Raw genomic sequence first — 25,493 nt, 5'->3', positions numbered from 1 at the left:
GCCATGAAGATTCGTTCACAAGTAGGCATGGTCCTGAACCTGGACAAGTGCATCGGCTGCCACACCTGCTCGATCACCTGCAAGAACGTCTGGACCAGCCGCGAAGGCATGGAGTACGCCTGGTTCAACAACGTCGAGACCAAGCCCGGTATCGGCTACCCGAAAGAATGGGAAAACCAGGACAAGTGGAAGGGCGGCTGGGTACGCAACGGCGACGGCAGCATCAACCCGCGCATCGGTGGCAAGTTCCGCGTGCTGGCGAACATCTTCGCCAACCCGGACCTGCCCTCGATCGACGACTACTACGAGCCGTTCGACTTCGACTACCAGAACCTGCACACCGCGCCGATCTCCGATCACCAGCCGGTGGCACGCCCGCGCTCGCTGATCTCCGGCCAGCGCATGGAGAAGATCGAGTGGGGTCCCAACTGGGAAGAGATTCTCGGCACCGAGTTCGCCAAGCGCCGCAAGGACAAGAACTTCGACAAGGTGCAGGCCGACATCTACGGCCAGTACGAGAACACCTTCATGATGTACCTGCCGCGCCTGTGCGAGCACTGCCTCAACCCGGCGTGCGCGGCGGCCTGCCCGAGCGGTGCGATCTACAAGCGCGAGGAGGACGGCATCGTCCTCATCGACCAGGAGAAGTGCCGCGGCTGGCGCATGTGCATCAGCGGCTGCCCGTACAAGAAGATCTACTTCAACTGGAAGAGCGGCAAATCCGAGAAGTGCATCTTCTGCTTCCCGCGCATCGAGGCCGGCATGCCGACCGTCTGCGCCGAGACCTGCGTGGGCCGCATCCGCTACCTCGGCGTGCTGCTGTATGACGCCGACCGCATCCTCGAAGTGGCCAGCACGCCCAACGAGCAGGACCTCTACCAGAAGCAGCTGGACATCTTCCTCGACCCGTTCGATCCGAAGGTCATCGCCCAGGCCCAGGCCGACGGCGTGCCGATGTCGGTGATCGAGGCCGCGCAGAAGTCGCCGGTGTACAAGATGGCGGTGGACTGGAAGCTGGCCCTGCCGCTGCATCCGGAATACCGCACGCTGCCGATGGTCTGGTACGTGCCGCCGCTGTCGCCGATCCAGAACGCCGCCAGTGCCGGCCACGTCAGCATGGATGGCGTACTGCCGGACGTCGACAGCCTGCGCATTCCGCTGCGCTACCTGGCCAACCTGCTCACCGCCGGTGACGAGAAGCCGGTCAAGCTGGCGCTCAAGCGCATGCTCGCCATGCGCGCCTACAAGCGCGCCGAGCAGGTCGACGGCGTGCAGGACCTCAAGGTGCTGGAGAGCGTCGGCCTGTCGGTCGCCCAGGTCGAGGACATGTACCGCTACCTGGCCATCGCCAACTATGAAGACCGCTACGTGATCCCGTCGGCACACCGCGAGGAAGCCATGAGCGACGCCTTCGCCGAGCGTTCCGGCTGTGGCTTCAGCTTCGGCAGCGGCTGCTCCGGCGCCTCGGACACCAACATGTTCGGTGCGAAGAAGGCCAACCGTCGCGACGTGATCAAGACCGTCCAGTTGTGGGAGGACTGAGCATGCGCATCCTCAAGGTGATTTCCCTGCTGCTCGACTACCCCGAGCAGGCGCTGCGCGATGGCCATGCCGAGCTGGCCGAGGCCATCGCCGCGGCTCGCGAGATCAGCCCGGCGCAGCGCGCCGCGCTGCGCAGCCTGCTCGACGAGCTGGCTGCCGGCGATCTGATGGACGTGCAGGAGCGCTACACCGAGCTGTTCGACCGCGGTCGCACGCTGTCGCTGCTGCTGTTCGAGCACGTGCACGGCGAGTCGCGTGATCGTGGCCAGGCGATGGTCGATCTGATGGCGCAGTACGAGGCCGCCGGGTTCGCCATCGGTGTGCGCGAGCTGCCCGACTACATCCCGCTGTACCTCGAGTACCTCGCCACCCGCGAGGACCTCGAGGCCCGCGAGGGGCTGGCCGACGTGGCGCACCTGCTGGCGCTGCTGGCCGCGCGTCTGGAAGAACGCCAAAGCCCGCACGCGGCGTGCTTCCACGCGCTGCTGCAGATCGCCGGCGAGACCGTCGAACAGGCCGTCGGCGAGCTGCGCGAGCAGGTCGCCGCGGAGGAGCGCGACGACTCGCTGGAAGCGCTGGACAAGGTCTGGGAGGAGGAGCAGGTCAACTTCCTCCAGGCCGAGCAGCAGGACCGGTGTCCATCCATGCCGAGCGGGCCGGGCAAGGTTCGCGAGGAAAGCCCGGTGCCGCTGCACTGGACCGATTTCAAGCATGACGGGCAAGCCGCGCTGGCCCAGGAGGTGCGTTAATGTCTAACTTCAATTTCCTGCTGTTCGGGGTCTATCCCTACATCGCTCTGGCGATCTGCCTGATCGGCAGCTGGGCGCGTTTCGATCTGTCGCAGTACAGCTGGAAGGCCGGCTCCAGCCAGATGCTCCAGCCCAAGGGCATGCGTCTGGCGAGCAACCTGTTCCACGTCGGGGTGATCTTCATCCTCTGCGGCCACTTCGTCGGCCTGCTGATGCCTGAAGCGCTGTACCACTCCTTCATCACCAGCGGTCAGAAGCAGGTGGTGGCGATGGTTTCCGGTGGCTTCTTCGGCATCCTCTGCCTGATCGGCCTGGTCCTGCTGATCCAGCGCCGCCTCGGCGATCCGCGCGTGCGCGCCTCGTCCAGCCGTTCTGACATCGCGATCCTCTTCGTGCTGCTGGCCCAGCTGGTACTCGGCCTGCTGACCATCGTTGCCTCGCTCGGCCACCTCGACGGCTCGGTGATGGTGCTGCTGGGCACCTGGGCGCAGAGCATCGTCACCCTGCAGCCGCTCAAGGCCGCGGGCGCCATCGAGACGGTCAACGTGGTGTACAAGCTGCACGTGTTCCTCGGCCTGACCCTGTTCGTGCTGTTCCCCTTCACCCGCCTGGTACACATCGTCAGTGCGCCGGTGTGGTACCTGGGCCGGCGCTACCAGATCGTCCGGCAGAAGGGCGTCAAGCCGGCCATGCCGCGCCCGCAGCGGCCGCGTGGCTATGAGGCTCCGGCAGCAACCAGCGGTGTGGCTGTTCCGCAGCCGGGCTTCGCCGCGGGCAAACTCAAGGATGGCGTGAACTGAGTCGATGGGCGGCCGGTGCCGAAACCGGCCGCCGCGGCTGAACCGAATTTCGAGCTTGAGTGAGGTAACCATCATGGGTTGTGGATGCGGCGGTACGGGTGGTGGCGGTGGCTGCGGCGGTGAAACGCGGCCGGCGGTAGAGCTGCCGGTGGAGGCGCCCCTGTTCGAGGAGCTGCCCAACGAGAGCGACGAACAGGCCGATGAGGTGCAGCAAGCCGCGCCGGTGCTGATCGCCACCAGCGAACAGGAGTGGCCGCGGGCCAAGGTCAACGGCGTGGCGATCAGCCCCGAGGCGATTGCCCGCGAACTGCAGTACCACCCGGCCGATACGCGCAACGAAGCGGTATTCCTCGCCACCCAGGCGCTGGTGCTGCGCGAGCTGCTGCAGCAACGCATCGCCGAGCTGGGCCTGCAGGTGACTGCGGAGAACGGCGAGAGCGAAGAAGAAGCCGCTACCCGTGCGTTGATCGAAAAAGAGATTCCGCTGCCGCTGGCCGATGACGCGACCTGCCAGCAGTATTACCAGAGCAACCAGTCGCGCTTCTTCAGCGCCCCCCTGCTGGCCGTGCGGCACATCCTGCTCGCCTGCCCGGCGGATGACGACGAAGCCCGCAGCCTGGCGCGCGAACAGGCGCAGGCACTGCTCGACCAACTGGCGCAGGCGCCGCAGCGCTTCGCCGAACTGGCCGAGGCGCACTCGGCCTGCCCATCCAAGGCTCAGGGCGGTGCGCTCGGTCAGATCAGCAAAGGCCAGACCGTGCCCGAGTTCGAGCGCCAGCTGTTCCGCCTGCCGCAGGGGCTGTGCGGTCAGCCGCTGGAGAGCCGCTACGGCTTCCATCTGGTGTTCGTCGACCAGCGCATCGAGGGCCAGCAACTGCCTTACGAGGCGGTAGCCGGCACCATCCGCGCGGAGCTCAACCAGCGCGTCTGGCAGATCGGCGTCAGCCAATACCTGCAGAACCTGGTGGCCGCGGCGAACATCGAAGGCATTCGCATCCAGGGTGCGGAAACGCCGTTGATGCAGTAACGGCGGGTAGGGTGGATGGCGTTTCGACCATCCACCGTCTCGCGACGCGCCATCCCCCACGACGTACAGAGAGCTTGGCGATGACTCAACTACGCGATGCCCACGACCGCCAGATCGACTACCTGCGCATGTCGGTGACCGATCGTTGCGACTTTCGCTGCGTCTACTGCATGGCCGAGGACATGACCTTCCTGCCGCGCCAGCAGGTGCTCGGCCTGGAGGAACTGGAGCGCATCGCGCGCATCTTCGTCGGCCTGGGGGTGAAGAAGATTCGCCTCACCGGCGGCGAGCCGCTGGTGCGCCAGGGCATCGTCGGCCTCTGCGAACGCATCGCGGCCTTGCCCGGCCTGCGTGAACTGGTGATGACCACCAACGGCTCGCAGCTGGTCAAGCTCGCCGAACCACTGGCCCGCGCCGGGGTCAAGCGGCTGAATATCAGCCTGGATAGCCTGGATGCCGACAAATTCCACGCCATCACCCGCACCGGCGAACTGCAGCCGGTGCTCGACGGCATCAATGCAGCGCGTGCCGCCGGCTTCGAGCGGATCAAGCTCAACGCCGTGGTGATGAAGGGCCGCAACGCCGAAGAAGTCGCCGATCTGGTCGATTTCGCCATCGCCAGCGGGCTGGACCTGAGCTTCATCGAGGAAATGCCGCTGGGCGACGTCGGTCGCTCGCGCGGCGAGAGCTTCTGCTCCAGCGACGAGGTGCGCGCGCTGATCGCCGAACGCCACGCGCTGATCGACTCGGCCGAGCAGAGCGGCGGGCCGGCGCGTTACGTGCGCCTGCCGGCGCATCCGCAGACGCGCATCGGCTTCATTTCGCCGCATTCGCACAACTTCTGCGCCACCTGCAATCGCGTGCGGCTGACCGTCGAAGGCCGCCTGCTGCTGTGCCTCGGCCACGAGAATTCCATCGACCTGCGCGGTTTGCTGCGGCGCCATCCGACCAGCGACCAGCCGATCATCGACGCCATCCACGCCGCGCTGCAGCGCAAACCGCTGCGCCACGAGTTCGCCAGCAGCGGCGAGGTGCAGGTGCTGCGCTTCATGAACGCCAGCGGCGGCTGAGGGTGCCATGCTGCGCATCAGCTACTTCGCCCGTTATCGTGAGTTGCTTGGCTGCGAGTTCGAACGTTTGCCCTGGCGGCCGGAGTTCGCCACCATCGACGACCTGCGTCGCTACCTGCAGCGTCGCGGGCACGCCTGGGCGCTGCTCGCCGAACGCAATCTGCTGTGTGCGCGCAATCAGGCGCTGTGCAGCAGCGCCGAGACGTTGCACGATGGCGATGAGATCGCCTTCTTTCCGCCGGTCACTGGCGGCTGAGCGACACCTCGCGTGGCCCGCGAACGAGGCCGGCGACACGAACCACCCGCCACGGGGAACGGTCCCCGGGCAGCCGCAGGCCTGGCCTGCGCCACCTCTTCTTTTATGGAGTTTCGAGCAATGGCTCACCTGTCCAACACCGAGTTTCAGTCGCTGAACATCGCCGTGCTCACGGTGAGCGACACCCGCGACATCGATTCCGATACCTCCGGCCAAGCGCTGATCGACGGCCTCACGAGCGCTGGCCACACCCTGGCCGAACGCGCCATCGTCAAGGACGACATCTGGCAGATTCGTGCCCGCGTCTGCAGCTGGATCGCCAGCGAGAACGTGCAGGTCGTGCTGATCACCGGCGGCACCGGCTTCACCGCCCGCGACAACACCCCGCAGGCGGTGCAGCCGCTGCTGGACAAGTCCGTCGATGGTTTCGGCGAGCTGTTCCGCCACTTCTCGCTGGGTGAGATCGGCACCTCCACCGTGCAGTCGCGCGCGCTGGCCGGCATGAGCAACGGCACGCTGGTCTGCTGCCTGCCGGGTTCGACCAACGCCTGCCGCACCGCCTGGAACAAGATTCTCGTCGAGCAGCTGGACAGTCGGACCAAGCCGTGCAACTTCGTGCCGCACCTCAAGGCCTCGGCGGTCGCCTACTGCGGGCCACGCTCATGAGCGCCTGCGGCTGCGACACCAGCGGACTGAAGCCGGTCGACGAGGCCATCGAGGCGCTGCTGGCGCGGGTGCCGGCGCTGCCGGCGGTGGAGCACGTGGCGCTTTCCGATGCGCTCGGTCGGGTGCTGGCCGAGCCGCTCGCCGCTCCGTTCCCGGTGCCGGCGTGGGACAACAGCGCGATGGACGGTTACGCCCTGCGCGCCGCCGATCTGCCGGCCGAAGGTGGCTGGCTGCCGCTCGCCGGGCGCATCGCCGCGGGTGATGCCGCCGACCAGCAACTGCCGGCCGGCCACGCGGTGCGTATCTTCACCGGCGCGCCGCTGCCGCCGGGTGCCGACACTGTGGTGGCGCAGGAGGATTGCCAGATCGAGGCCGAGCGCGTGCATTTCCCCGGCGTCAGCCTCGGCGCCCATGTACGGCGCCAGGGCGAGGAACTGCAAGCCGGTGCGCCGGTGCTGGAAGCCGGCAAACGCCTGCGTCCGCAGGAGCTGGGGCTGCTGGCGAGCTTCGGCGTCGCCCGCGTGGCGGTCTACCGGCGCCTGCTTGTCGGCCTGCTGTCCAGCGGCAACGAACTGCGCGAACCCGGCCAGCCGTTGGCACCGGGGCAGATCTACAACTCCAACCGCTACTGCCTGCTCGGCGTGCTGCGCAGCCTCGGGCTGGAAGTGCACGACTACGAAGTGCTGGTCGACGACCTCGACGCCAGTCGCAAGGCCCTGGCGCAGGCGGCAGCCGAGTGGGACATCCTGATCACCTCCGGCGGCGTTTCGGTGGGCGAGGAGGATCACCTCAAGCAGGCGATCCGCGAACTCGGCGAGCTGCACCTGTGGCGCCTGGCGATCCAGCCGGGCAAGCCGCTGGCCTTCGGTGAAGTCAACGGCAAGCCGTGGATCGGCCTGCCGGGCAATCCGGCGGCGGCGCTGATCACCTCGCTGGTGGTGGCGCGGCCGTTCCTGCTGCGTGCGCAGGGCTGCCGCGATGCGCTGCCGACCCCGCTGCGCCTGACCGCCGGCTTCGCCTGGCGCAAGCGCAACAACCGTCGCCAGTACCTGCGCGCGCGGCTGGAGCAGGTCGATGGCGAGCTGCGCGTCTGCCTGCATCCGCGTCAGGGCTCGGCGATGCTGACCTCCGCCAGCTGGGCGGATGGCCTGGCCATCGTCGAGCGCGAGCGCACGCTGGAGGAGGGCGAAACCGTCGAGTACCTGCCGTTCAGCGCACTGCTCGGCTGAGACACGAAAACGCCCGGTCGATGACGAGTCGACCGGGCGTTTTGGCGTCGGCGGGTCAGGCCCGGTGGCGCTGCGGCAGCATCCGCTGCAGGGTGCCGTCGCGGCGCACGTACTGGTGGAACAGCGCGGCGGCGGCGTGCAGGCCGATCAGCCAGTAGCCGGCAACCGCCAGGGTTTCATGCAGCTCCTTGAACTGACCGGCGAGGTCCTTGTTGGCGTCGATCAGCGCCGGCAGCTCGAGGCCAAAGAACGGAATCGGCTTGCCGGCCGCGCTCAGCGTCAGCCAGCCCAGCAGCGGCAGGCCGATCATCAATGCGTACAGCGCCAGGTGCATCAGCTTCGCCAGCGCCTGTTCCCAGCCGGCGCCCGGTACTGCTTTCGGCGCCGGGTGCAGCCAGCGCGCCAGCAGGCGCAGCCAGACCAGCGCAAACACCGCCATGCCGAGCATGAAGTGCCAGTGCTTGAGCAACTCGCGCGGCTCGCTGCCCTTGGCGAAGTTGACCCGCAACTCGATGGTCGCATAGACCGCCGCGATCAACAGCAGCATCAACCAGTGCAAGCCGATGGACAGCCGTCCGTAGCTTGCCACACCCGTTTTACCGTTCATTTCACCTGCTCCACGTAGGGGTAACGGAGGGTGATTCTAGACGGCGAAACTTAAGCGAAACTTAGCCGGCCTGCCGCGCCAGCGCACCTCAACCGACGATCTTCAGCGCGCTCTGGCCGTTGCCCTGGCGCTGCACCTGGATCTGTACCGGAATGCGCTCGTGCATCTCCGCGACGTGGCTGATCACCGCCACCTTGCGGCCCTGGGCCTGCAGCGAATCCAGTGCGTCCATGGCTATCTGCAGCGACTCGGGGTCAAGGCTGCCGAAGCCTTCGTCGATGAACAGCGACTCGATCCTGAGCTTGCTCGAGGCCATCGAGGCCAGGCCCAGCGCCAGCGCCAGCGAGACGAGGAAGGTCTCGCCGCCGGACAGTGAATGCACCGAGCGCAGCTCGTCGCCCATCTCGGTATCCATCACCAGCAACCCCAGCGGGCTGCCGCCGCGCTTGAGCCGGTAGCGCCGCGCCAGCTGGCGCAACTGCACGTTGGCGTGCTGCACCAGCAGGTCGAGGTTGTAGGCCTGGGCGATCTTGCGGAAGGCGCCGCCGTCGCTCGAGCCGATCAAGGCGGCGATGCGGCCCCAGCGCTGATGCTCGGCCCGCGCGGCGTCGATCTGCGCCAGCAGCGCCCGGCTTTGGCTACGACGCTTGTCGTCGTCGAGCAGCGCGGCCCGGGTTTCGGCGCAGCGCTGCTCGGCCTGTTCGCAGCGCTGCAGCTGTTCGGCATGTGCCTGTTGCAGCTGCTCGGCTTCCGGCGCCTCGGCCTGTTGCTGCTGGTGGCTGGCCAGCCGATTGAGGCAGCCATCCAGCCGTTCGCGGCAGCGGGTCAGGGTTTCGGCGTTCTGCTGCAGGCGCTGGCGCGCCTCGGCCAGCAGCGCGTCGTCCATCTGCAGCAGCTGGGCGAGGGTGGTGTCGTCCAGCGCCGGATGGGCGGCGCGCCAGGCGTCCAGTTCCGCGTTCAGCGCGTCGCGTTCCTGCTGCAATTCGGCGTGGCGCTGGCGACAGTTCTGTTGCTCGCTGTGCAGGCGCGTCAGGCCAAGTTTGCTCTCGTTGAGTTGCTGGTCGATCTCGGCCTGGGTTTGCCGCGCAGCCTGGATGGTTGCGTCCAGCTGCTGTTGCCAGGCGCTGGCGCTGCCATGCTCGCCAAGGCTGGTCCGCAGCGCCTGCTGGCAGGCGAGCAGAAGCTTTTCGCGCTCAGCCAGCCGCGCGCTGCAGCCTGCCTGTTTCTCCTGACGATGGCGCTGCTGCAGCTGTTCGTCGCTGCGGCGCTGCTCGCACTGGCGTAGCTCCTCGGCCAGCTCGGCTTGCGTCTGCAGTTGCTGCAATCGCGTGGCGATGCTGGCGTCCAGCTGCATAAAGGTCTGCGCCGGATCTTCGCGCCAGCGCTGCAGTTGCTCGACGGGCAGCAGTTCGGCAAAGGCCGCCAGCTCCTCGTCGAGTTGTAGGCTGTCGCGGGCCAAGGTATCGCGCTGGCGCGCGAGCTGTTGAGTCGCCTCGACACAGGCCTCGCGCGCGGTCTGCCAGGCTTGCTGCAGGGTTTCGCTGCGCTGTTGCAGGGCGAGCAATTGCTGCTGACGCTGGCTGGCGCTGGTGATCTGGCCTTTGAGTGTCGTCAGCTGCGTTTCCAACCATGGCGAACGCTCGGCTTCAGGCTGCTCAAGCAATCGTGCGTGCGCAGGCAGGGCGAGCAGGTGCGGCGCCAGGGCCTGCAGCTGCGCGTCGACTTCGCTCTGGCGCTGCTGGGTCTGGCGCAACTGGGTGCTGAGCGCGACATGGCGATCGCGCAGCTCCTGCAGGCGCTGGTCCTGTTCTTGTAGTGCCTGACGCGCGCGCTCGGCCTCGCTGTCATCGTGCCGAGCAAGGCTGGCGACCAGCGCATCGGTCTGTTGCCAGGGATGCTCGTGGCTGCCGCAGACCGGGCAGGGCTCGCCGGGGATCAGCGCCGCGCGCAGCGCCTCGACATTCTCGCTGCGTGCCAGACGCTGGCGTTCGAGCAGCGCAAGGGTGACCGTGAGCGCCTGCTCGGCCGCATCTCGATCGATGCGGACCTGTTTGCCCAGCGGGACAAGGTTGTCCAGCTCGGTCTGCTGGACGGTGGCGGCGTCGGCCAGTTCGCGCTGGCTGGCGACGAGCGTCAGCTGCTGCGCCCAGAGCTGCTGTAGCGCATCGGTTTCGCGCTCGGCCTGGCGCCAGTCGTCGAGCTGTCGATGCAGCCGGGCCAGCTGTTCGGCCAGCCCGACGTCGCTGTCGCGCTCGCGTTGCAAGTTGTCCAGTGCCTCGCGGGCCACATTCTGCTGGGTTTCGGCGGCCTGGGCCTGCGCTTCCAGCGCGGGGAGCTCGCGCTGGCCTTGCTGCAAGCGTGCCGCCAGCTGGACGGCCTGTTGCAGACGCGGACGGTAACCGTCCCATGCCGCACAGAGTGGTTGCAGGGCTGCACTCGTTTCGAGTGGCTGTGCCAGCGCCGCGAGCTGTTCGGCGGTGCGCTGTTGCTGCTGCTCGAGCTGTTTGAGCGTTGCCGCGCCGGCGCTGGCCGCGGCATCGGCCTGTACGCTTTCTTCGCGGATCGCGGCAAGGTCGGCGTTCAAATGCTGCAGGCGTTCTTCTTCACGGCGCGCCTGGACGAGCCGCGGCTCGGCATCCTGGCGCGCCTGTTCGGCCGAACGCAGTTGCTCGCTGGCGGCGCTGCATTGGCTCTGCAGCTCGGCCAGGCGCTGCTGCACGGCCTGTTCCTCATGCTGCAGGCGCGCCAGGCTGTCGGCGGCCTTGTCCAGCAGCGGGCCGAGATCCTGCAGTCGCAGGAAACGATGGCGTTGCGGCGCCAGTTGCTCGAACAGGTCGAGGATGCGCCGGGCCTCGGCGAGGTTTTCGCGCTCGTCTTCGGCGTCCTGTAGCTGCTGCTGAGCGGCATCGCGCTCGGCTTGCAACCGCTGCAGTTCGGCCAGCCATTGCCGCTGGGCTTCGAGCGCCTTGAGCTGCTGTTGCAGCGCTTTCAGCGCATCGAGCTGCGCCTGGTGTTCCTTCTCCAGACCCTCGCGCTGCTCGGGCTCCAATGGCTGCAAGCCGCCGGCTTGCTGCTCCAAGCGGGCGAGGCCTTCCTTCGTCTCTTTGGCGGCCTCGAAGGCGGCCTGGCCCAGGCGGCTGTAGAGACCGGTATCGGTGAGCTTTTCCAGGAGAGTGCCGCGCTCGTTGTCGTCGGCCTTGAGGAAGGCGGAAAACTCGCTCTGGGCCAGCAGCACGGCGCGGGTGAACTGGGCCAGGGTCAGCCCAAGGCGGGCTTCGAGCAGCTCCTTGAATTCGCGTTTCTTGCCGCTGGCCAGGAGCGTGCCGCTGTCGATATCCGTAAGGCTCTGGCTGCTGGCCTGCAGGCGGCCGTCGATCTTCTCGCGGGCGCGCTTGACCTCCCAGCGTGCGCGGTAGCGGTGGTCGTCGACGCCGACGAAATCGACCTCGGCGTAACCGCTGCCGCAGCCGCGGCGCAGCAGGTTGCGCTCGTCGCCACCGCCGATCTCGGCTTCCACGTCGGGCACCTTGTTCAGCGGCGAAACGCTGTCGAGTCGCGGCGTGCTGCCGAACAGCGCCAGGCACAGGGCGTCGAGAATGGTGCTCTTGCCGGCGCCGGTGGGCCCGGTGATGGCGAACAGCCCGGCGCTGGCCAGGGGTTCCGCGGTGAAATCGATGACCTGCTCACCGGCCAGCGACGCGAGGTTCTTCAGGCGGATGGCGAGGATTCTCATCGGTCGTCCTCCGCATGGGCGAACTCGACCCGTTGCAGCAGGGTGGCGAAATCGTCCAGCGCCTGCTCGTCTGCCGGGTTGCCGTACTGTTCTTCCCAGGCGCGGGCGAACAGCTCCTGCGGGGTGATCTGGTCGAGGCCGAGCAGCACGTCCGATTCCGTCTCGCCGCGTTTGCCGGCGTACTCGCTGGCGATGCGCACCAGTCGGCAGGCCTTGCCGGTTATCGCAGTTTCGATGCGCTGGCGCAGGTCCGGCAGCGGCTCGTCGAGCAGCACGCGTACCTCCAGCCAGGGCAGGTTGTCGTCGAACAGCCCGGTGGGCGGCAGCGCCTCCAGCGCGGCGATCACCTCGGCCAGCGGGGCGCGGCCGATGCGGATCATCTCCACCGCACGCGGCACCGCCAGGCTTTCGACCTGTTTCAGGGCCTCGCCATCGAGCTCGACGAGCAGCACTTGGTGCGGGTAATTGACCTCCGCGAAGGACAGCGGCAGCGGCGAGCCGCTATAGCGGATGCGGGCCTGCCCGGCGACCTGCTGCGGCTTGTGCAGGTGGCCGAGGGCGACGTAGGCGACGGACTCGGGAAACAGGCTGGCCGGCAGGGCCTCGGCATTGCCGATGACGATATTGCGCTCGGACTCTTCCGACACCGCGCCGCCGGCCATATGCGCATGGCTCATGGCAACCAGCGCCTGGCCGGGCTGGCGCACGGCCTCGGCGGCGGCGATGAGGCGTTCATGCACCTGACGAATGCCGGCCATGTAGTCGTCGCCCAGCGCCATTCCGGTGACCTCGGCCGGGCGCAGGAAGGGCAGGGTGAGACACCAGGCGGCGGTGTTGCCAGCGGCGTCGTGCAGCGGCACCAGCAGCCGCCGGTGGTCCAGCTGGCCCTCGGCGACCCAGCTGATGCGGCCGACGGCATGGGCATTGAGGCGTTTCATCAGCGGCGCCGGCAGCTCGATGCGCCCGCCCGAGTCGTGGTTGCCGGCGATCATCATGATGTCCAGCTGCGGGAGCTTTTCGTGGGCGCGGACGATGAAGTCGTAGAGGCGCTCCTGGGCCTTGAGTGGCGGGTTGACCGTGTCGAACACGTCGCCGGCGATCAACAGGGCGTCGGCGCGGTGGGCTACCAGCTGGTCGAGCAGCCAGGCGAGGAACTGCACGTGTTCGTGGTCGCGGTCCTGGCCGTGGAGGGTCTGGCCGAGGTGCCAGTCGGAGGTGTGGATCAGGCGCATGGGCTCTGGGCTCTTGCTGAGCGAAGGGGGAGCGCCGCGGCGTTGGGCCGGGGCGTGATTTGGTTGTGGAGTGCGGTGGGGCACTTTCCTACGGCCACTTTCACGACAGGAAAAAATGACGCGCCGTCCAGGGCGCACTTTGTGGCCGCTGCCGAGCCAAGCCAGCCCCTCACGAGTACAACCACCCCTTCAACGCCTGCAGATTCCCCACCTGCAGCTGCTGCGCCGCCGCATTCGCCTGCACCGTATTCGGATCGATTCCGAAGCGCTGCAGCACGTACTGCACCAGCGCGCCGCGCGTCTCCACCGGCAGTTGGCCGTCGGCCATGCCGTAGTCAACCTCGATGATTGCCTTCTGTGCCGGGCTCAGGCGCGCATCCGGCTCGATCAGCACCGTCACCGGCGTGTTCCACGCCTCGTCCTGCTCGCGGGTGTGTTCGCTTGCGTCCATCAGGTCCGGCTCGCCGCGAAAGCGGCTGAGGACGAAGTCGCGGTATTCGCGGTTCTTCTCGCAGTAGGCGCGCACGTGCCAGCGCATGCCGGTGTACACCAGCGTGTGTGGCGCCATCACGCGGATTTCCACCGCCGGGTTGGCCAGCGATACATATTCGGTCTCCAGCCGCAGGCCTTCGCGGCAGGCCTGCAGGATCGGCCGCAGCACTTCCGGGCGAATGCTGCGGTCGGGCACCTGCAGGACCTCGGTATGCGCATAGGCCAGCGCCAGGCCTTCGATGTGCGGCGCGCGCATGCGGTTCTGGTCGAGCAGGTGCAGGTAGGCGCTGGCGCTGGCATCGATGAAGCGTGGGCGGAAGTTCTTCGCCGGCTTGTAGCCCTTCAGGTGACGGTCATATGTCAGGTTTTTCGGCGCATGCTCGTTCAGATAAGTGTTGATGTCCTTCGACGCCTGCTGCCGGCTGATGCCGAAGCTCTGCATCAGATGGCCCGTGGTCAGGCGGCCTTCCCACCAGGCGACCGTCTCGATCAGGCGGTAGCGCAGGGCGAGGTCCCAGCGGATATGGCTGAGCGATTGTTCCCTTTTCATGGCGGCGGTTCCGTTCGAAAACTTTACATGCCTATGTCTGCATGCTCGACGTGTCGTCGGACGCTACATATATTCGGGGCGTGATTCAAGCCGATTCAGCCGAGGAGGTCGCGATGAGTCTGTTGTGGCAAGCCGTGGGAATGTCATCCGTCGCCTTGGTCGCGATGGTGCTTCTGGCCTGGCTGGCATATGCCGAGCGCGAGGGCGGATAGCACCCGCCTAGAGCCGTTAGGTGACAGTTGAACGAGTGGTCGCGGCTTCCCGATGAGTGGCGGGAGATTCCGAGTAGAACACGTGGTCTTTGTCTGCAGGCTACCCGTGTCGAGATGCTGCATGAAAACGATGTCGCGCCACCTGGCAGAGAATTTTTCCGCGCAATACCGCACGCGCGTGGAGCCGCAATCCGATGGACAACTGCTGGTACGGGTGTCCTATCCCATCAATGGCGTCGAGGCGATCCGCGTGATTGCCGGGCGGCAGGTGCAGAACACTCTGCTGGTCGAGACGCTGCTCGAAGACATTCGCAACGAGCTGGCCCGCTCGGGCTGAGGTGCGCCGTCAGCCGCTACGGCCCGGTGGCTGCGCGGCCGGCAGACGAATCGTCACCCGCAGGCCACCCAACGGGCTTTCGCCCAGCTCCCAGCTGCCGCGCCAGGCGGCGATGATGTCGCCGACGATATCCAATCCCAGACCATGCCCTTGTGCTGCTTCGTCCAGCCGCATGCCGCGGCTCATTGCCTTGGAGCGCAGCGGCGCGGGAATGCCGGGGCCGTCGTCGTTCACTTCGATCTGCCAGTCGCTGGCGCTGCGCGTGATGTTCAGCGTGACGGTGTGGCCGGCCCATTTGCAGGCGTTGTCCAGCAGATTGCCGAGCAGTTCCAGCATGTCCTCGCGGTCCCACGGCAGGCGGCAGCTTGCCGGTGCCTGCCAGCGCAGGTCGAGATCGGCGCGGTGGATGGTCGCCAGGGTGTCGAACAGCGCGGGCAACTCGACGTCGCAATCGAAATGCGCGCCGGGTAGTACGTCGCCGGCCAGGCGTGCACGGCCCAATTCGCGGCTGACGCGCTGCTGGATCTGCGCGAGCTGTTCCTGCAGCGCCGCCTGCAGTTCGGGATGCGCGCCGAGTTCATTGCGCTGGGCCAGGCTACCGAGCACCGCCAGCGGTGTTTTCAGCGCATGGCCGAGGTTGCCCAGGGCGTTGCGTGAGCGTTTGAGGGTGTCGTCGGTGTGCTGCAGCAGATGGTTGATCTGCTCGACCAGCGGTTGCAGCTCCAGTGGCACGTTGCCTTCGAGCTGCTGACGCTGGCCTTGTTGCAGCTGGGCGATCTGCTGGCGGGCGCGCTCCAGCGGCCGCAGTGCCAGGCTCACCGCGTAGCGTTGCAGCAGCAGGAACACCAGCAGCGCCACGCCGACCAGGCCCAGGCCGCTCAGGCGCACGCGGGCGAAGCTGTCGAGGATCGGCGTGTAGTCCTGCGCCACGGCGATGACGATCGGCTGGCCGTCGCGCTGATACTCGGCGCGGTAGGCGAGCAGGCGCTGCTCCTGCGGGCCGTCGAGCAGGTCCGCGGCCATGCCGGGCTCGGTTGGCCATGCCGGAGCGGCGTCCCACAGCGAGCGCGAGCGCCACAAGCGACCCGGCAGTTCGATCTGGAAGTAGTGCCCGGAGAAGGCCCGGTGGTAGCGTGGGTTGAGCCGCTTGGTGTCGAGCTGAATGCCGTCGGGGCCGCGCACCACGGCGATCAGCAGCCCTTCGGCCTCCTCGCGCAGGTCGGTTTCCAAGCTGCGCTTGAGGCCGGCCTCGAACAGCCACAGGCTGGTCTGCAACAGCAGCAGACCGACGATCACCAGGATCGCCACCAGACCGAAGCTGAGACTGCGCTGAATCGATTTCAAGGCGCACTGCCGAAGCGGTAGCCCTGGCCGCGGCGGGTTTCGATCAGCTCGCGGCCGAGTTTGCCGCGCAGCCGGTTGATGTGCACCTCGATGACGTTCGAGTCACGCTCGGTTTCACCGTCGTATAGGTGCTCGGTCAGCTGCGTCTTGGACAGCAGCTGGCCGGGATGCAGCATGAAATAACGCAGCAGGCGGAATTCGCCGGCAGTCAGCTCAATCTCCTGGCCATCCTTGCGACAGCTCTGGCGCGCTTCGTCCAGCGCCAGGCCGCCGGCCTGTAGCAGCGGTTGGTTGGCCACGCCATGCGCGCGGCGCAGCAGCGCCTGGATGCGCAGCAGCAGTTCCTCGGGGTGAAAGGGCTTGGTCAGGTAGTCGTCGGCGCCGGCTTTCAACCCTTCGATGCGCTCGGCCCAGGAGCCGCGCGCGGTGAGGATCAGCACCGGTGTGGCGAGGCCGCGTGCGCGCCAGTCGCGCAGCACCTCCAGCCCCGGCTTGCCGGGCAAGCCGAGGTCGAGAATGATCAGGTCGTAGGGTTCGCTGGTGCCCTGGTAGTCGGCGTCGCGACCGTCCGCCAGCCAGTCGATGGCATAGCCCTGACGGGTGAGGCTGGCGGTCAGTTCGTCGGCCAGCGGTACGCTGTCTTCGACCAATAGCAGGCGCATCAGTCCACCTCATCCTTGAGCAGCGTGCCGTCGCGCGCATCGAGTTCCAGTTCGCGAGCCACGCCGTCGCGGGTCAGCAGTTCGATTTCGTAGACATAGCGGCCGTCCTCTTCCTCCAGTTCGGCTTCCAGCAGGCTGGCGCCGGGATGCCGCTGCAACGCCTGCTGCAGAAGGTTTTCCAGCGGCTGGATCAGGCCGTCCCGACGCAAGCGCAGGGCTTCGTCCTGATCCAGGTCGCGGCTCGCCGCCGGGTTGGCGGCGAGCAGCAGTGCCAAGGGGAGCGTCATGAGGAGAGGGGCACGCATGGCTGGCTTCAGTCGTCCTGTTGGTCCTGCAGTACTTCGCCGGTCTTGGCGTCGAGTTCTACGTCCCATTGCACACCTTTGTCGTCGCGCAGTTCAAGCTGATAGACGTAGCGGCCGTAGGCTTCTTCCAGTTCGGTGTCCTCGATGGTAGCGCCCGGGTGCTTGGCCAGCGCCGCTTCGTTGAGCTTCTCGAACGACTGGATGGTGCCGGCGTCGCGCAGTTTCAGGGCTTCGTCCGGGCCCAGGTCCTTGGCCATGGCCAGGTTGGCGCCGAAGACGAGGGTGGCAGCGGTGAACAGAGTAGTCAGGGTTTTCATGTCTGGATTCCTGTGGTTGGTTTCGACGGTTCACAGGTTATGCGCCCTGGCTTAAATGAAACTGAATGTCATCCACGGCGGTTTTTTGCATCGTTCGGGCGAGGGCGGGCGCAGGCGCAAGGACTAGGCTTGCTGTTGCCTCGGTCACTGGAGCCCGATCATGAACTACCTCGTCGCGACCCTCGCCGCCCTCTGCCTGACGCAGCCGGCGCTGGCCGAAGACCTGCTCAAACCCGAGACCGTGCCGCCGCCCATCGACGACAGCGCCGCGAGCGGCAGCCTGGAAGCCGAAGTCACGCACCACGCCAGCGGCACGCTGCGCGCCATCTACGCGACGCAGGGCAGCGTGACCATCGCCCTCGGCCCGGTGGTCGAGCTGAAGTGGCCGGCGATGGTCATGCCGTTTCGCATCGACGCGCAGCAGCTCGAGGGCCTGGCCGTCGGCGATGCGGTGGAATTCGAGTTCACCAACGGCGAGATGGACCCGCGCATCGTCACGATTCGCAAACGCTAGCCGGGCGCGCCGGTTGAACTTCGGCGCGGCGGTTGGGCTCGGATTCAGTGTCCGTCACTACTGAAGGAAGAGCGCCATGTACAACAAAAAACTCACCGCCGCCCTGGCCATCGCCGTTCTCGGTTCGGGTTCCGCCGTCGCGATTGCCGCCGACAAGCCGGGCGCCGACTGGATCACCCTCGAGCAGGCTGTGGAGAAGGCCAAGGCCGCCGGCTACACCGAGCTGTACGGCATCGAGGCCGACGACGATGGCTGGGAAGGCGAGGGCATGAAGCAGGATGGCAAGAAGTACGAGTTCAGCATCGACGGCAAGACCGGCGAAGTGACTCGCGACAAGCAGGAGTGATTCCAGCCGCATCCAGCCATCGCGCGGCGCGCGCAGCGGGTATCATCTGCACCCCCGACTACCGCGCCGCGCATCATGTCCGCCTCCCATTCCCGACCGAGCACGCTGCACCTGCCCCAGGGCGACTGGCGCAGCGTGCTCGATTGTCTGTGCGCGCACTTCCCGGCCATCGACCGTGAAATCTGGGTCGACCGCATAAACCGCCAGCGCGTGCTGGACGCCGCCATGCAGCCGATTATGCTCGACCAGCCTTACCGGGCCGGCCTGCGCATCCACTACTTCCGCGAGGTGCCGAACGAGACGCCGGTGCCGTTCGAGGAGCGCATCCTGCACGTCGACGAGCATCTGGTGGTGGCCGACAAGCCGCATTTTCTCTCGGTGATGCCGGCCGGCGAATACGTCAACGAAACCCTGCTGGCGCGTCTGTGCAAGCGCCTGGGCAACGATGAGCTGGTGCCGATTCATCGCATCGACCGCCTCACCGCCGGGCTGGTGCTGTTCTCCGCCAATCGCGACAGCCGCGGCGCCTATCAGGCGCTGTTCCGTGAGCGCGAGATCGCCAAGCGCTACGAGGCGATCTGCCCGGCGCTACCGCAGGTGGAGTTTCCGCTGCGTCGGCGCCTGCGCATGGTGCCCGGCGAGCCGTTCTTCCTCATGCGCGAAGGCGAGGGCGAGCCCAACAGCGAAACGCTGATCGAGGTGCTCGAGCGCCGCGGCGATCTCTGGCGCTACGGGCTGACGCCGATCAGCGGGCGCAAGCATCAGCTGCGTCTGCACATGGCGACCCTCGGTGCCGGTATCTGCAACGATCCGTTCTATCCCGAGTTGCTCGAACGCTGCGCGCGCGAGGCCGACGACTACGCGCGGCCGCTCAAGCTACTGGCGCGCGGATTGCGCTTTCGCGATCCACTGAGTGGTGAACCTCGCGAGTTCGAGAGCACCCTGCAGCTGGAGTGGTGACGGCGGCGGACGCACCTTCAGCGCCGGGGCGAGTCTCAACCGAGACAGGCCAGCCACTGGTGCCTCCATGCCCGAAGGTCCATCCATCGTCATTCTCCGCGAGCAAGTCGCGGCGTTCACCGGTCAACGCATCGAGCGCGCCGAAGGCAGTGCCAAGGTGGACAAGGCACGGCTGGCCGGCCAGGTGGTGCGTGGCTTTCACAGCTGGGGCAAGCATCTGCTGATCGAACTGGAGGATGTGTCCGTGCGCATCCATCTGCTGCTGTTCGGCAGCTACCGCATCAACGAGCGCAAGGACTCCACGCCGCGCCTGAGCCTCGGCTTCGCCAACGGCGAGCTGAACTTCTATGCCTGTTCGGTGCAGTTCATCGACGGGCCGCTGGATGCGACGTACGACTGGAGCATGGATGTGATGAGCGAGGCCTGGAGCCCGCGCACGACGCTCAAGCGCTTGCGCGAACGCCCGCGGTTGCTGGCCTGTGATGCGCTGCTGGACCAGACGCTGTTCGCCGGCTCCGGCAACATCATCAAGAACGAGGTGCTCTACCGCATCCGCGTGCACCCGCTGTCGCTGATCGGCGAACTGCCGCCGGCCAAGCTACGCGAACTGGTGCGCGAGGCGCGTACCTACAGCTTCCAGTTCCTCGACTGGAAGCGGGCCGGCGTGCTCAAGGCCAACTGGCTGGCGCACGGCAAGCGCACCTGCGTGCGCTGCCGGATTGCGCTGGTGAAGGTGAAAGAACTGGGGCGCAGCCGGCGCCGGGCGTTCTTCTGCGAGCGCTGCCAGAAGCGCTACGGCGATTCCGCGCAGGTCGGCGCCGACGAACCGAGGGCCTTGGATGAGGCGTAGGGTGGACAACGGCGCAGCCTTGTCCACGCGGTTGATCCGCCGCCGAGGTGGTTAGCCGGGTTCCGGTGGAAAAGCGCTGCGCGCGTTTTCCACCCTGCGTCAGCGCAGCAGCGGCCTGAGCGCCTCGGCCAGCTGCGGTGCCATGCACACCGCGTTGCTTTCATGGGCGATGCAATCGGTGCTCCAGACGTGCCCGACACCGGCGGCGCGGATCACCTGCAGCGCATCGCCGGCGAACAGCGCGTGGGTCACGGCCACGTCCACCGAGGCGGCGCCGGCGGCCAGCAGTTTCTGCGCGGCCTCGGCAAGGGTGCGCCCGGAGCTGGCGACGTCATCGAGCAGCACCACGGGGCGTCCGGCGAACGTCAGATCGGGCAGGGCGATGTCCACCTGATGATCGCCGTGGCGTACCTTGCGGCACACGCCGTAGTCGAAACCATGTTCGGCGGCCGCCGCTTCGATCCATTGCAGCGCCTCGGCATCCGGGCCGATCAGCAGGGCATCGGGATGCCGCTCGGCGATCAGTCGCGCCAGCGCCGGGGCCGCGCAGAGGGTGACGGCATCGGCCAGCGGCACCGCTTCCTGCAGGGTGGCGACGCGGTGTAGGTGCGGGTCGACGGTGATCAGACCATCGAACTGGCCGGCCAGCAGCTGGCCAATCACCCGCTGGCTGACCACCTCGCCCGGATTGAAGGCGATGTCCTGGCGCATGTAGGCGAGGTAAGGCGTGACCAGGATCAGCCGCTTGGCGCCGAGGCGGCGAGCCTCGCCGGCGACCAGCAGCAGCTCGACGAGCTTCTCGTTGGGATGATCGAGGCCGCGGTAGAGCACCAGCTGTTCGGCGATGGTGTCGCCTTCGGCCAGCGGCAGGCGCAGGCGCAGCTCGTCATCGGGGAAACGGTGGCGTTCGATCTGCGCCGCAGGCAGGCCACAGGCTTCGGCCAGGCGCAGGGCGGCGGCGCGCTCGTCATCGAAATACAGCAGCTGGCTTTGCATCAGAACTCCACGAATACGGTTGGGACCTGCTCGGCGCTGCCGAGGCTGACGCCGCTGGCGCGTTCGGTGGCCTGACGGGCGAAGGCGAGGTCGGCGGGAAAATCCGCGTAAACGCGATACAGACAGTCACCGGCCTGCACCGGTTCGCCGAGCTTGCGCAGGATGTCGACGCCGGCGCCCTGTACCTTCGGCGCGCCAGCCAGCCGGGCGATGCGCGCCAGCTGCAGGTTGTCGATGCCGGTGACCACGGCGTCGCGGTCGGCGAGCACGTCGAAGCTGAGCCGTGCCAGCGGCGGCTGGTTGTGGTCGAAGGGTTTGGCGCCCTGCGCGGCGATGATCGAGTGCATCTTCTTCAGCGCCCGCCCCGAGTCGAGGATGTCACGGGCAATGGCATAACCGTCGCCGCCGCGCACATCGGGATCGAACTCGAGCATGCGTCCGGCCAGGCGCAGCGCCTTCTGACGCAGGTCGATCGGCGCCGCCGGGTCGTTCTGCAGCACCTGCATCACGTCGCGCGCTTCCAGCACCGGGCCGATGCCATTGCCGATCGGCTGGCGACCGTCGGTGATGACCACGTCCAGGGTCAGGCCCAGGCGCGTGGCCACGAACTCGAACAGCTTGCGCAGGCGCTGCGCCTCGGCCATCGAGCGCACCTTGGCGGTCGGGCCGATGGGAATGTCCAGCAGCAGATGGGTGGAACCGGCGGCGATCTTCTTCGACAGGATCGAGGCGACCATCTGTCCCGGCGAGTCGATCGACAGCGGCCGCTCGACGGCGATCAGCACGTCATCGGCCGGGGAGAGATCGCTGCTGCCGCCCCAGGCCAGGCAGCCGCGTTCCTCGCGGACCATCTCGCAGAGGCGCTCGAAGGGCAGCTCGACGTTGGCCAGTACTTCCATGGTGTCGGCGGTGCCGGCCGGCGAGGTGATGGCCCGGGAGCTGGTCTTCGGGCAGAGCATGCCGTGGGCGGCGACGATCGGCACCACCAGCATCGAGGTGCGGTTGCCGGGGATGCCGCCGATGCAGTGCTTGTCCACCACCGGATGCTCGCGCCAGTCGAGGCGGCGGCCGACCTGGATCATCGCGTCGGTGAGGAAGTACACCTCCTCGCGGTCCAGCTCACCCTGGTTGCAGGCGACGACGAAGGCGGTCAGTTCGATCTTCGAGTAACGGTGCTCGGCGATGTCGCGGATGATCGCGTGGAAGTCCTCGCGGCGCAGGCGCTCGCCGGCGATCTTGCGGTGCAGCGCGGGGATCGAGGGTGCCGGCTCGGCCTGGGAGATCGACGCGGGCACGCCGGGCTCCGCGCCGAGCTGGGCGAAGGCGTCCTCGGACAGCCCGAGTTCGTTGCAGCCGACGATGGTGGAGTCGTCCACCACGTTGAGGCTGGCGAGGATGCGCTTGCCGTTGACGCGGATCTCGACCTTGGCCAGCGCCTGGAAACCTTCGGCGCGGCAGGCCGCGCAATCGCGGTGCAGGTAGGCGACGTTCTCACGGTAGGTGTCGATGGCGACCCGGCGCAGTGCCAGGTGCACCGGAGCTTTGCCGCTGTTCGGCGTTTCGCTGGTAATGGTGGTCATGCGCGGACTTTCGCTGGGAGATGCTGGCTATCTAGCCTCAGCCGCCGGGCGCTTGCCAAGCCGCAGCGGGCCTGGCCCGCCACGACGTTGTCGCAGGTCAGCGAAAAGCGGCTATTGCGCGGCCCAGCCGCCGTCCATGTTCCACGCCGCGCCGCGCACCTGCTCGCCGGCTTCGCTGCAGAGGAACAGCACCAGTGCGCCGAGCTGCGCAGGGGTGACGAAATCCAGCGACGGCTGCTTCTCGGCCAGCAGGTCGTGGCGCGCGCGCTGGGTGTCGCCATCGGCGCGGGCGCGTTCGTCGATCTGCTGCTGCACCAGCGGCGTGAGCACCCAGCCGGGGCAGATGGCGTTGCAGGTGATCGCCGTGGTGGCGGTTTCCAGCGCCACCACCTTGGTCAGGCCGACCAGCCCGTGCTTGGCCGCCACGTAGGCGGCCTTCTGCGCCGACCCCACCAGACCGTGCACCGAGGCGAGGTTGATGATGCGCCCCCAGCCGCGCTGGCGCATGCCCGGCAGCGCCAGCCGCGTGGTATGGAAGGCCGACGACAGGTTGATGGCGATGATCGCGTCCCAGCGCTCGACCGGGAACTGCTCCACCGGTGCGACGTGCTGGATGCCGGCGTTGTTGACCAGAATGTCGACGCCACCGAACTGCTGCTCGGCCGCGGCGAACATTGCGGCGATCTGTTCGGGATCGCTCACGTCGGCCGGCTGGTGGATGGCCTGCCCGCCGCATGCGCGGACCGCCGCCAGCGCCGCGTCGACGTCGCCGAAGCCGTTGAGGACCAGGTTGGCGCCGGCCTCGGCCAGCTTGAGGGCGATGCCCAGGCCGATCCCGCTGGTGGAGCCGGTGACCAGGGCGGTCTTGCCTTGCAGATTCATGTGTTGTTCTCCTCGCCGCGCGGGCTCAAACGATTCCGGTGGCGTAGAACACGCCGATCACTACGAACACCGCCAGGGTCTTGATCAGGGTGATGCCGAAGATGTCCTTGTAGGCCTCGCGGTGGGTCAGGCCGGTCACCGCCAGCAGGGTGATCACCGCGCCGTTGTGCGGCAGGGTGTCCATGCCGCCGGACGCCATCGACGCTATTCGGTGTAGCACCTCCAGCGGGATGTTGGCGGCATTGGCGGCGGCGATGAAGGTGTCGGACATGGCCGCCAGGGCGATGCTCATGCCGCCCGAGGCCGAGCCGGTGATGCCGGCCAGCAGGGTGACGGTGACCGCTTCGTTGACCAGCGGGTTAGGGATGCTCTTCAGCGCGTCGGCCAGCACCAGGAAGCCTGGCAGCGAGGCGATCACCGCGCCGAAGCCGTATTCCGACGCGGTGTTCATCGACGCCAGCAGGGCGCCGCCGACCGCGGTCCTGGTGCCTTCGGCGAGCTTGGCCTTGATCGCGCGAAAGCCGCAGATCAACACCAGCAGAATGCCCAGCAGCAACGCCGCCTGCACCGCCCAGATGCCGGTCAGCTTGGCCACTTCGCTGGTCACCGGCTGCGCCATGCCGGCCAGTTGCAGGCTGTGGGTCTTGCCGTAGACCTCGGGAATCCAGCGGGTGAACAGCAGGTTGGCCACGCCCACCAGAATCAGCGGTGACAGTGCCAGCCAGGGATTGGGCAGGGCGATGTCCTCGGCGGTCTCCGGCTCGTTGCGCAGCTCCGTGCCGTAGCCTTCGCCGCGCGCCTTGGCTTTGCGCAGCTGGCGATGCAGATAGAACATGCCGACGCTGAACACGAACAGCGTGCCGATCACACCCAGCCAGGGCGCCGCCCACGACGTGGTGCCGAAGAAGGTGGTGGGAATGATGTTCTGGATCTGCGGGGTGCCGGGCAGGGCATCCATCGTGAAACTGAACGCACCGAGCGCGATGGTCGCCGGGATCAGCCGCTTGGGCATGTCGCTCTGGCGGAACATCTCGGCGGCGAACGGGTACACGGCGAACACCACGACGAACAGCGAAACCCCACCGTAGGTCAGCAGCGCGCAGACCAGCACGATCACCAGCATGGCCTGACGCGTGCCGAGCAGGCGGATCGCCGCGGCGACGATCGAGCGCGAGAAACCGGACAGCTCGATCAACTTGCCGAACACGGCACCGAGCAGGAATACCGGGAAGTACAGCTTGATGAAGCCGACCATCTTCTCCATGAACACGCCGGTGAAGGCCGGGGCCACGGCGGATGGATCGGTGAGCAGCACCGCACCGAGGGCGGCGATGGGGGCGAAGAGGATGACGCTGTAGCCGCGGTATGCAGCCAGCATCAGCAGAGCCAGTGCGGCAAGGGCGATGACGACGCTCATCGGGACGATCTCCTGACCTGTTGCCGTGCGATCGGATGCTGCCGGGGCATTCGGGAGTCTCGCGGCGGTGACAGGCATGTTGTTGTTATTGTTCGGCGTGCGGACGATGCCGCCCGGACGGTTTAGCGAGTTCCGTGCCAGATCGCTAACTGTTTGATCCGGCTGGCTTTTCAGTCAAGTGTTCAGTTATCCGGACAGGTCTTGATGTCCGCCGGGCTGGACCCATGTGTCCGCCGTGATGGACATGCGCTGGCCGGTGCGGGCGGCGCAGGGCGTCTGCGCACTGGCTATGCTGGCCATTATCGGCCGCGCTGCGATGGATGCTGGCGTCGGCAGGCACGGCCGATTCGTTACGGGTTTGGGAGGATGTTCGATGCGTGTTGCGCTTGTGTTGTCGCTGCTGGCGCCGCTGGTACAGGCGGCCGAACCGCTGGCATTGCGCCTGGGGGAACATGAGTTGTCTGCCGAGTACGCGGTGACCGCCGAGCAGCGCCATCTCGGCCTGATGGGGCGCCGCGAGCTGGCCACCGACAGCGGCATGCTGTTCCGCTTCGACGAGGTGCGGCACAACTGCCTGTGGATGAAGGACACGCCGCTGCCGCTGTCCGCGGCGTTCCTCGATGAGCGGGGGGTGATCGTCGACCTGATCGACCTCGAGCCGTTCAGCCGGGAGATGCGTTGCGCCCAGGCACCGGCGCGCTACGCGCTGGAAACCAACCGCGGTTGGTTCACCGAGCGGGCGCTGGGGCTCGGCACGCCGGTGCAGGGCATTCCTGGCAACGCGCCGCTGTCGGGGCGCTGAGCCGGATGCCGGTCGC

At 67.3% G+C, this 25,493-nt stretch carries 26 protein-coding genes; 14 read left to right on the top strand and 12 right to left on the bottom strand.

Features of this window, described 5'->3' with window-relative positions; genetic code table 11:
• Positions 1-3: 3 nt before the first annotated feature.
• The 8 genes from narH (at position 4) to U8L64_RS16125 (ending at position 7,339) form a co-directional block, all read left to right on the top strand.
• Positions 4-1,542 (top strand): nitrate reductase subunit beta, encoded by a 1,539-nt coding sequence (gene narH, locus U8L64_RS16160; protein WP_054094591.1) that lies wholly within the window; start codon positions 4-6, stop codon positions 1,540-1,542.
• A 2-nt stretch (positions 1,543-1,544) separates the two neighbouring features.
• The gene (gene narJ, locus U8L64_RS16155) at positions 1,545-2,291 is read left to right on the top strand and encodes a nitrate reductase molybdenum cofactor assembly chaperone (protein ID WP_043299133.1); all 747 of its coding nucleotides are present in this window, start codon (positions 1,545-1,547) and stop codon (positions 2,289-2,291) included.
• Complete coding sequence (narI, locus tag U8L64_RS16150; protein WP_043299131.1) at positions 2,291-3,091, top strand: respiratory nitrate reductase subunit gamma; 801 nt, start codon at positions 2,291-2,293, stop codon at positions 3,089-3,091. The genes narJ and narI overlap by 1 nt, the downstream gene beginning before the upstream one ends.
• Before the next feature lie 73 nt (positions 3,092-3,164).
• Positions 3,165-4,118 (top strand): peptidylprolyl isomerase, encoded by a 954-nt coding sequence (locus tag U8L64_RS16145; protein ID WP_054094592.1) that lies wholly within the window; start codon positions 3,165-3,167, stop codon positions 4,116-4,118.
• A gap of 80 nt (positions 4,119-4,198) precedes the next feature.
• Positions 4,199-5,188: a GTP 3',8-cyclase MoaA gene (moaA, locus tag U8L64_RS16140; RefSeq protein WP_043299127.1), complete on the top strand. Its 990-nt coding sequence runs from the start codon at positions 4,199-4,201 to the stop codon at positions 5,186-5,188.
• A 7-nt stretch (positions 5,189-5,195) separates the two neighbouring features.
• The gene (locus U8L64_RS16135; protein ID WP_043299124.1) at positions 5,196-5,444 is read left to right on the top strand and encodes a MoaD/ThiS family protein; all 249 of its coding nucleotides are present in this window, start codon (positions 5,196-5,198) and stop codon (positions 5,442-5,444) included.
• Between the two features lie 120 nt (positions 5,445-5,564).
• A complete protein-coding gene (gene moaB, locus U8L64_RS16130) occupies positions 5,565-6,110 on the top strand; it encodes a molybdenum cofactor biosynthesis protein B (RefSeq protein ID WP_333398280.1) in 546 nt (181 codons plus the stop codon).
• Entirely contained in the window at positions 6,107-7,339 is a 1,233-nt protein-coding gene (locus tag U8L64_RS16125) for a molybdopterin molybdotransferase MoeA (protein ID WP_333398618.1), read from the top strand. The genes moaB and U8L64_RS16125 overlap by 4 nt, the downstream gene beginning before the upstream one ends.
• Before the next feature lie 55 nt (positions 7,340-7,394).
• Here U8L64_RS16125 and U8L64_RS16120 read toward each other — a convergent pair whose 3' ends face one another.
• The 4 genes from U8L64_RS16120 to U8L64_RS16105 all read right to left on the bottom strand — a co-directional run bounded on the left by U8L64_RS16120 (position 7,395) and on the right by U8L64_RS16105 (position 13,953).
• The gene (locus U8L64_RS16120; protein WP_102827784.1) at positions 7,395-7,946 is read right to left on the bottom strand and encodes a cytochrome b; all 552 of its coding nucleotides are present in this window, start codon (positions 7,944-7,946) and stop codon (positions 7,395-7,397) included.
• A gap of 88 nt (positions 7,947-8,034) precedes the next feature.
• Positions 8,035-11,679, bottom strand: a complete 3,645-nt coding sequence (locus U8L64_RS16115) for an SbcC/MukB-like Walker B domain-containing protein (protein WP_333398279.1) — start codon at positions 11,677-11,679, stop codon at positions 8,035-8,037.
• The gene (locus tag U8L64_RS16110; RefSeq protein ID WP_333398278.1) at positions 11,676-12,911 is read right to left on the bottom strand and encodes an exonuclease SbcCD subunit D C-terminal domain-containing protein; all 1,236 of its coding nucleotides are present in this window, start codon (positions 12,909-12,911) and stop codon (positions 11,676-11,678) included. The genes U8L64_RS16115 and U8L64_RS16110 overlap by 4 nt, the downstream gene beginning before the upstream one ends.
• A 169-nt stretch (positions 12,912-13,080) precedes the next feature.
• Positions 13,081-13,953, bottom strand: a complete 873-nt coding sequence (locus tag U8L64_RS16105) for a helix-turn-helix transcriptional regulator (RefSeq protein WP_054094596.1) — start codon at positions 13,951-13,953, stop codon at positions 13,081-13,083.
• 333 nt (positions 13,954-14,286) lie between these two features.
• On the opposite strand from U8L64_RS16105, the gene U8L64_RS16100 reads away from it, so the two are divergent.
• Positions 14,287-14,502, top strand: a complete 216-nt coding sequence (locus U8L64_RS16100) for a DUF3509 domain-containing protein (RefSeq protein WP_043298258.1) — start codon at positions 14,287-14,289, stop codon at positions 14,500-14,502.
• 9 nt (positions 14,503-14,511) lie between these two features.
• On the opposite strand, the gene U8L64_RS16095 is transcribed toward U8L64_RS16100, so the two are convergent.
• Genes U8L64_RS16095 through U8L64_RS16080 form a run of 4 tightly spaced genes read right to left on the bottom strand, consistent with a single transcriptional unit; the run spans position 14,512 to position 17,130 of the window.
• Positions 14,512-15,846, bottom strand: coding sequence for a sensor histidine kinase (locus U8L64_RS16095; protein WP_043298256.1), 1,335 nt, complete (start codon positions 15,844-15,846; stop codon positions 14,512-14,514).
• On the bottom strand, positions 15,843-16,508 hold the full coding sequence (locus U8L64_RS16090; protein ID WP_043298254.1) for a response regulator transcription factor: 666 nt from the start codon (positions 16,506-16,508) through the stop codon (positions 15,843-15,845). Before U8L64_RS16090 ends, U8L64_RS16095 begins: the two co-directional genes overlap by 4 nt.
• The gene (locus U8L64_RS16085) at positions 16,508-16,813 is read right to left on the bottom strand and encodes a PepSY domain-containing protein (RefSeq protein WP_333398277.1); all 306 of its coding nucleotides are present in this window, start codon (positions 16,811-16,813) and stop codon (positions 16,508-16,510) included. Before U8L64_RS16085 ends, U8L64_RS16090 begins: the two co-directional genes overlap by 1 nt.
• Positions 16,814-16,821: 8 nt before the next feature.
• Entirely contained in the window at positions 16,822-17,130 is a 309-nt protein-coding gene (locus tag U8L64_RS16080; protein WP_008569787.1) for a PepSY domain-containing protein, read from the bottom strand.
• Positions 17,131-17,290: 160 nt separating this feature from the next.
• Here U8L64_RS16080 and U8L64_RS16075 point away from each other — a divergent pair, with 160 nt between their 5' ends.
• The 4 genes from U8L64_RS16075 to U8L64_RS16060 all read left to right on the top strand — a co-directional run bounded on the left by U8L64_RS16075 (position 17,291) and on the right by U8L64_RS16060 (position 19,800).
• The gene (locus tag U8L64_RS16075) at positions 17,291-17,644 is read left to right on the top strand and encodes a copper-binding protein (RefSeq protein WP_333398276.1); all 354 of its coding nucleotides are present in this window, start codon (positions 17,291-17,293) and stop codon (positions 17,642-17,644) included.
• A gap of 76 nt (positions 17,645-17,720) precedes the next feature.
• A complete protein-coding gene (locus U8L64_RS16070) occupies positions 17,721-17,990 on the top strand; it encodes a PepSY domain-containing protein (RefSeq protein WP_333398275.1) in 270 nt (89 codons plus the stop codon).
• 75 nt (positions 17,991-18,065) lie between these two features.
• Entirely contained in the window at positions 18,066-18,950 is an 885-nt protein-coding gene (locus tag U8L64_RS16065) for an RluA family pseudouridine synthase (protein ID WP_333398274.1), read from the top strand.
• A 67-nt stretch (positions 18,951-19,017) separates the two neighbouring features.
• On the top strand, positions 19,018-19,800 hold the full coding sequence (locus U8L64_RS16060; RefSeq protein WP_234302799.1) for a DNA-formamidopyrimidine glycosylase family protein: 783 nt from the start codon (positions 19,018-19,020) through the stop codon (positions 19,798-19,800).
• A 99-nt stretch (positions 19,801-19,899) separates the two neighbouring features.
• On the opposite strand, the gene U8L64_RS16055 is transcribed toward U8L64_RS16060, so the two are convergent.
• The 4 genes from U8L64_RS16055 to U8L64_RS16040 form a co-directional block, all read right to left on the bottom strand.
• Complete coding sequence (locus tag U8L64_RS16055; protein ID WP_333398273.1) at positions 19,900-20,796, bottom strand: ribose-phosphate pyrophosphokinase; 897 nt, start codon at positions 20,794-20,796, stop codon at positions 19,900-19,902.
• Entirely contained in the window at positions 20,796-22,376 is a 1,581-nt protein-coding gene (locus U8L64_RS16050; RefSeq protein WP_333398272.1) for a thymidine phosphorylase family protein, read from the bottom strand. The genes U8L64_RS16055 and U8L64_RS16050 overlap by 1 nt, the downstream gene beginning before the upstream one ends.
• Positions 22,377-22,487: 111 nt before the next feature.
• Positions 22,488-23,258, bottom strand: a complete 771-nt coding sequence (locus tag U8L64_RS16045; RefSeq protein ID WP_138300426.1) for a 3-hydroxybutyrate dehydrogenase — start codon at positions 23,256-23,258, stop codon at positions 22,488-22,490.
• Positions 23,259-23,283: 25 nt separating this feature from the next.
• Positions 23,284-24,675 (bottom strand): GntP family permease, encoded by a 1,392-nt coding sequence (locus tag U8L64_RS16040; RefSeq protein WP_156715343.1) that lies wholly within the window; start codon positions 24,673-24,675, stop codon positions 23,284-23,286.
• A gap of 373 nt (positions 24,676-25,048) precedes the next feature.
• On the opposite strand from U8L64_RS16040, the gene U8L64_RS16035 reads away from it, so the two are divergent.
• Complete coding sequence (locus U8L64_RS16035; RefSeq protein ID WP_333398271.1) at positions 25,049-25,477, top strand: DUF192 domain-containing protein; 429 nt, start codon at positions 25,049-25,051, stop codon at positions 25,475-25,477.
• The last annotated feature ends 16 nt before the right edge of the window (positions 25,478-25,493 follow it).

Origin of the sequence: Pseudomonas sp. FIP_A4 (assembly GCF_036701605.1) — a bacterium.
GTDB classification, from domain to species: Bacteria; Pseudomonadota; Gammaproteobacteria; order Pseudomonadales; family Pseudomonadaceae; genus Stutzerimonas; species Stutzerimonas phenolilytica.
Note: the sequence above shows the minus strand (reverse complement) of the source record. Positions and strands in the feature narration are given on the sequence as shown.

What these genes read in the sequence shown, in the direction of transcription:
- narH (WP_054094591.1), top strand. Translation starts at nt 4, where the DNA reads ATGAAGATTCGTTCACAAGTAGGCATGGTCCTGAACCTGGACAAGTGC.
- narJ (WP_043299133.1), top strand. Translation starts at nt 1,545, where the DNA reads ATGCGCATCCTCAAGGTGATTTCCCTGCTGCTCGACTACCCCGAGCAG.
- narI (WP_043299131.1), top strand. Translation starts at nt 2,291, where the DNA reads ATGTCTAACTTCAATTTCCTGCTGTTCGGGGTCTATCCCTACATCGCT.
- U8L64_RS16145 (WP_054094592.1), top strand. Translation starts at nt 3,165, where the DNA reads ATGGGTTGTGGATGCGGCGGTACGGGTGGTGGCGGTGGCTGCGGCGGT.
- moaA (WP_043299127.1), top strand. Translation starts at nt 4,199, where the DNA reads ATGACTCAACTACGCGATGCCCACGACCGCCAGATCGACTACCTGCGC.
- U8L64_RS16135 (WP_043299124.1), top strand. Translation starts at nt 5,196, where the DNA reads ATGCTGCGCATCAGCTACTTCGCCCGTTATCGTGAGTTGCTTGGCTGC.
- moaB (WP_333398280.1), top strand. Translation starts at nt 5,565, where the DNA reads ATGGCTCACCTGTCCAACACCGAGTTTCAGTCGCTGAACATCGCCGTG.
- U8L64_RS16125 (WP_333398618.1), top strand. Translation starts at nt 6,107, where the DNA reads ATGAGCGCCTGCGGCTGCGACACCAGCGGACTGAAGCCGGTCGACGAG.
- U8L64_RS16120 (WP_102827784.1), bottom strand. Translation starts at nt 7,946, where the DNA reads ATGAACGGTAAAACGGGTGTGGCAAGCTACGGACGGCTGTCCATCGGC.
- U8L64_RS16115 (WP_333398279.1), bottom strand. Translation starts at nt 11,679, where the DNA reads ATGAGAATCCTCGCCATCCGCCTGAAGAACCTCGCGTCGCTGGCCGGT.
- U8L64_RS16110 (WP_333398278.1), bottom strand. Translation starts at nt 12,911, where the DNA reads ATGCGCCTGATCCACACCTCCGACTGGCACCTCGGCCAGACCCTCCAC.
- U8L64_RS16105 (WP_054094596.1), bottom strand. Translation starts at nt 13,953, where the DNA reads ATGAAAAGGGAACAATCGCTCAGCCATATCCGCTGGGACCTCGCCCTG.
- U8L64_RS16100 (WP_043298258.1), top strand. Translation starts at nt 14,287, where the DNA reads ATGAAAACGATGTCGCGCCACCTGGCAGAGAATTTTTCCGCGCAATAC.
- U8L64_RS16090 (WP_043298254.1), bottom strand. Translation starts at nt 16,508, where the DNA reads ATGCGCCTGCTATTGGTCGAAGACAGCGTACCGCTGGCCGACGAACTG.
- U8L64_RS16085 (WP_333398277.1), bottom strand. Translation starts at nt 16,813, where the DNA reads ATGCGTGCCCCTCTCCTCATGACGCTCCCCTTGGCACTGCTGCTCGCC.
- U8L64_RS16080 (WP_008569787.1), bottom strand. Translation starts at nt 17,130, where the DNA reads ATGAAAACCCTGACTACTCTGTTCACCGCTGCCACCCTCGTCTTCGGC.
- U8L64_RS16075 (WP_333398276.1), top strand. Translation starts at nt 17,291, where the DNA reads ATGAACTACCTCGTCGCGACCCTCGCCGCCCTCTGCCTGACGCAGCCG.
- U8L64_RS16070 (WP_333398275.1), top strand. Translation starts at nt 17,721, where the DNA reads ATGTACAACAAAAAACTCACCGCCGCCCTGGCCATCGCCGTTCTCGGT.
- U8L64_RS16065 (WP_333398274.1), top strand. Translation starts at nt 18,066, where the DNA reads ATGTCCGCCTCCCATTCCCGACCGAGCACGCTGCACCTGCCCCAGGGC.
- U8L64_RS16060 (WP_234302799.1), top strand. Translation starts at nt 19,018, where the DNA reads ATGCCCGAAGGTCCATCCATCGTCATTCTCCGCGAGCAAGTCGCGGCG.
- U8L64_RS16055 (WP_333398273.1), bottom strand. Translation starts at nt 20,796, where the DNA reads ATGCAAAGCCAGCTGCTGTATTTCGATGACGAGCGCGCCGCCGCCCTG.
- U8L64_RS16050 (WP_333398272.1), bottom strand. Translation starts at nt 22,376, where the DNA reads ATGACCACCATTACCAGCGAAACGCCGAACAGCGGCAAAGCTCCGGTG.
- U8L64_RS16045 (WP_138300426.1), bottom strand. Translation starts at nt 23,258, where the DNA reads ATGAATCTGCAAGGCAAGACCGCCCTGGTCACCGGCTCCACCAGCGGG.
- U8L64_RS16040 (WP_156715343.1), bottom strand. Translation starts at nt 24,675, where the DNA reads ATGAGCGTCGTCATCGCCCTTGCCGCACTGGCTCTGCTGATGCTGGCT.
- U8L64_RS16035 (WP_333398271.1), top strand. Translation starts at nt 25,049, where the DNA reads ATGCGTGTTGCGCTTGTGTTGTCGCTGCTGGCGCCGCTGGTACAGGCG.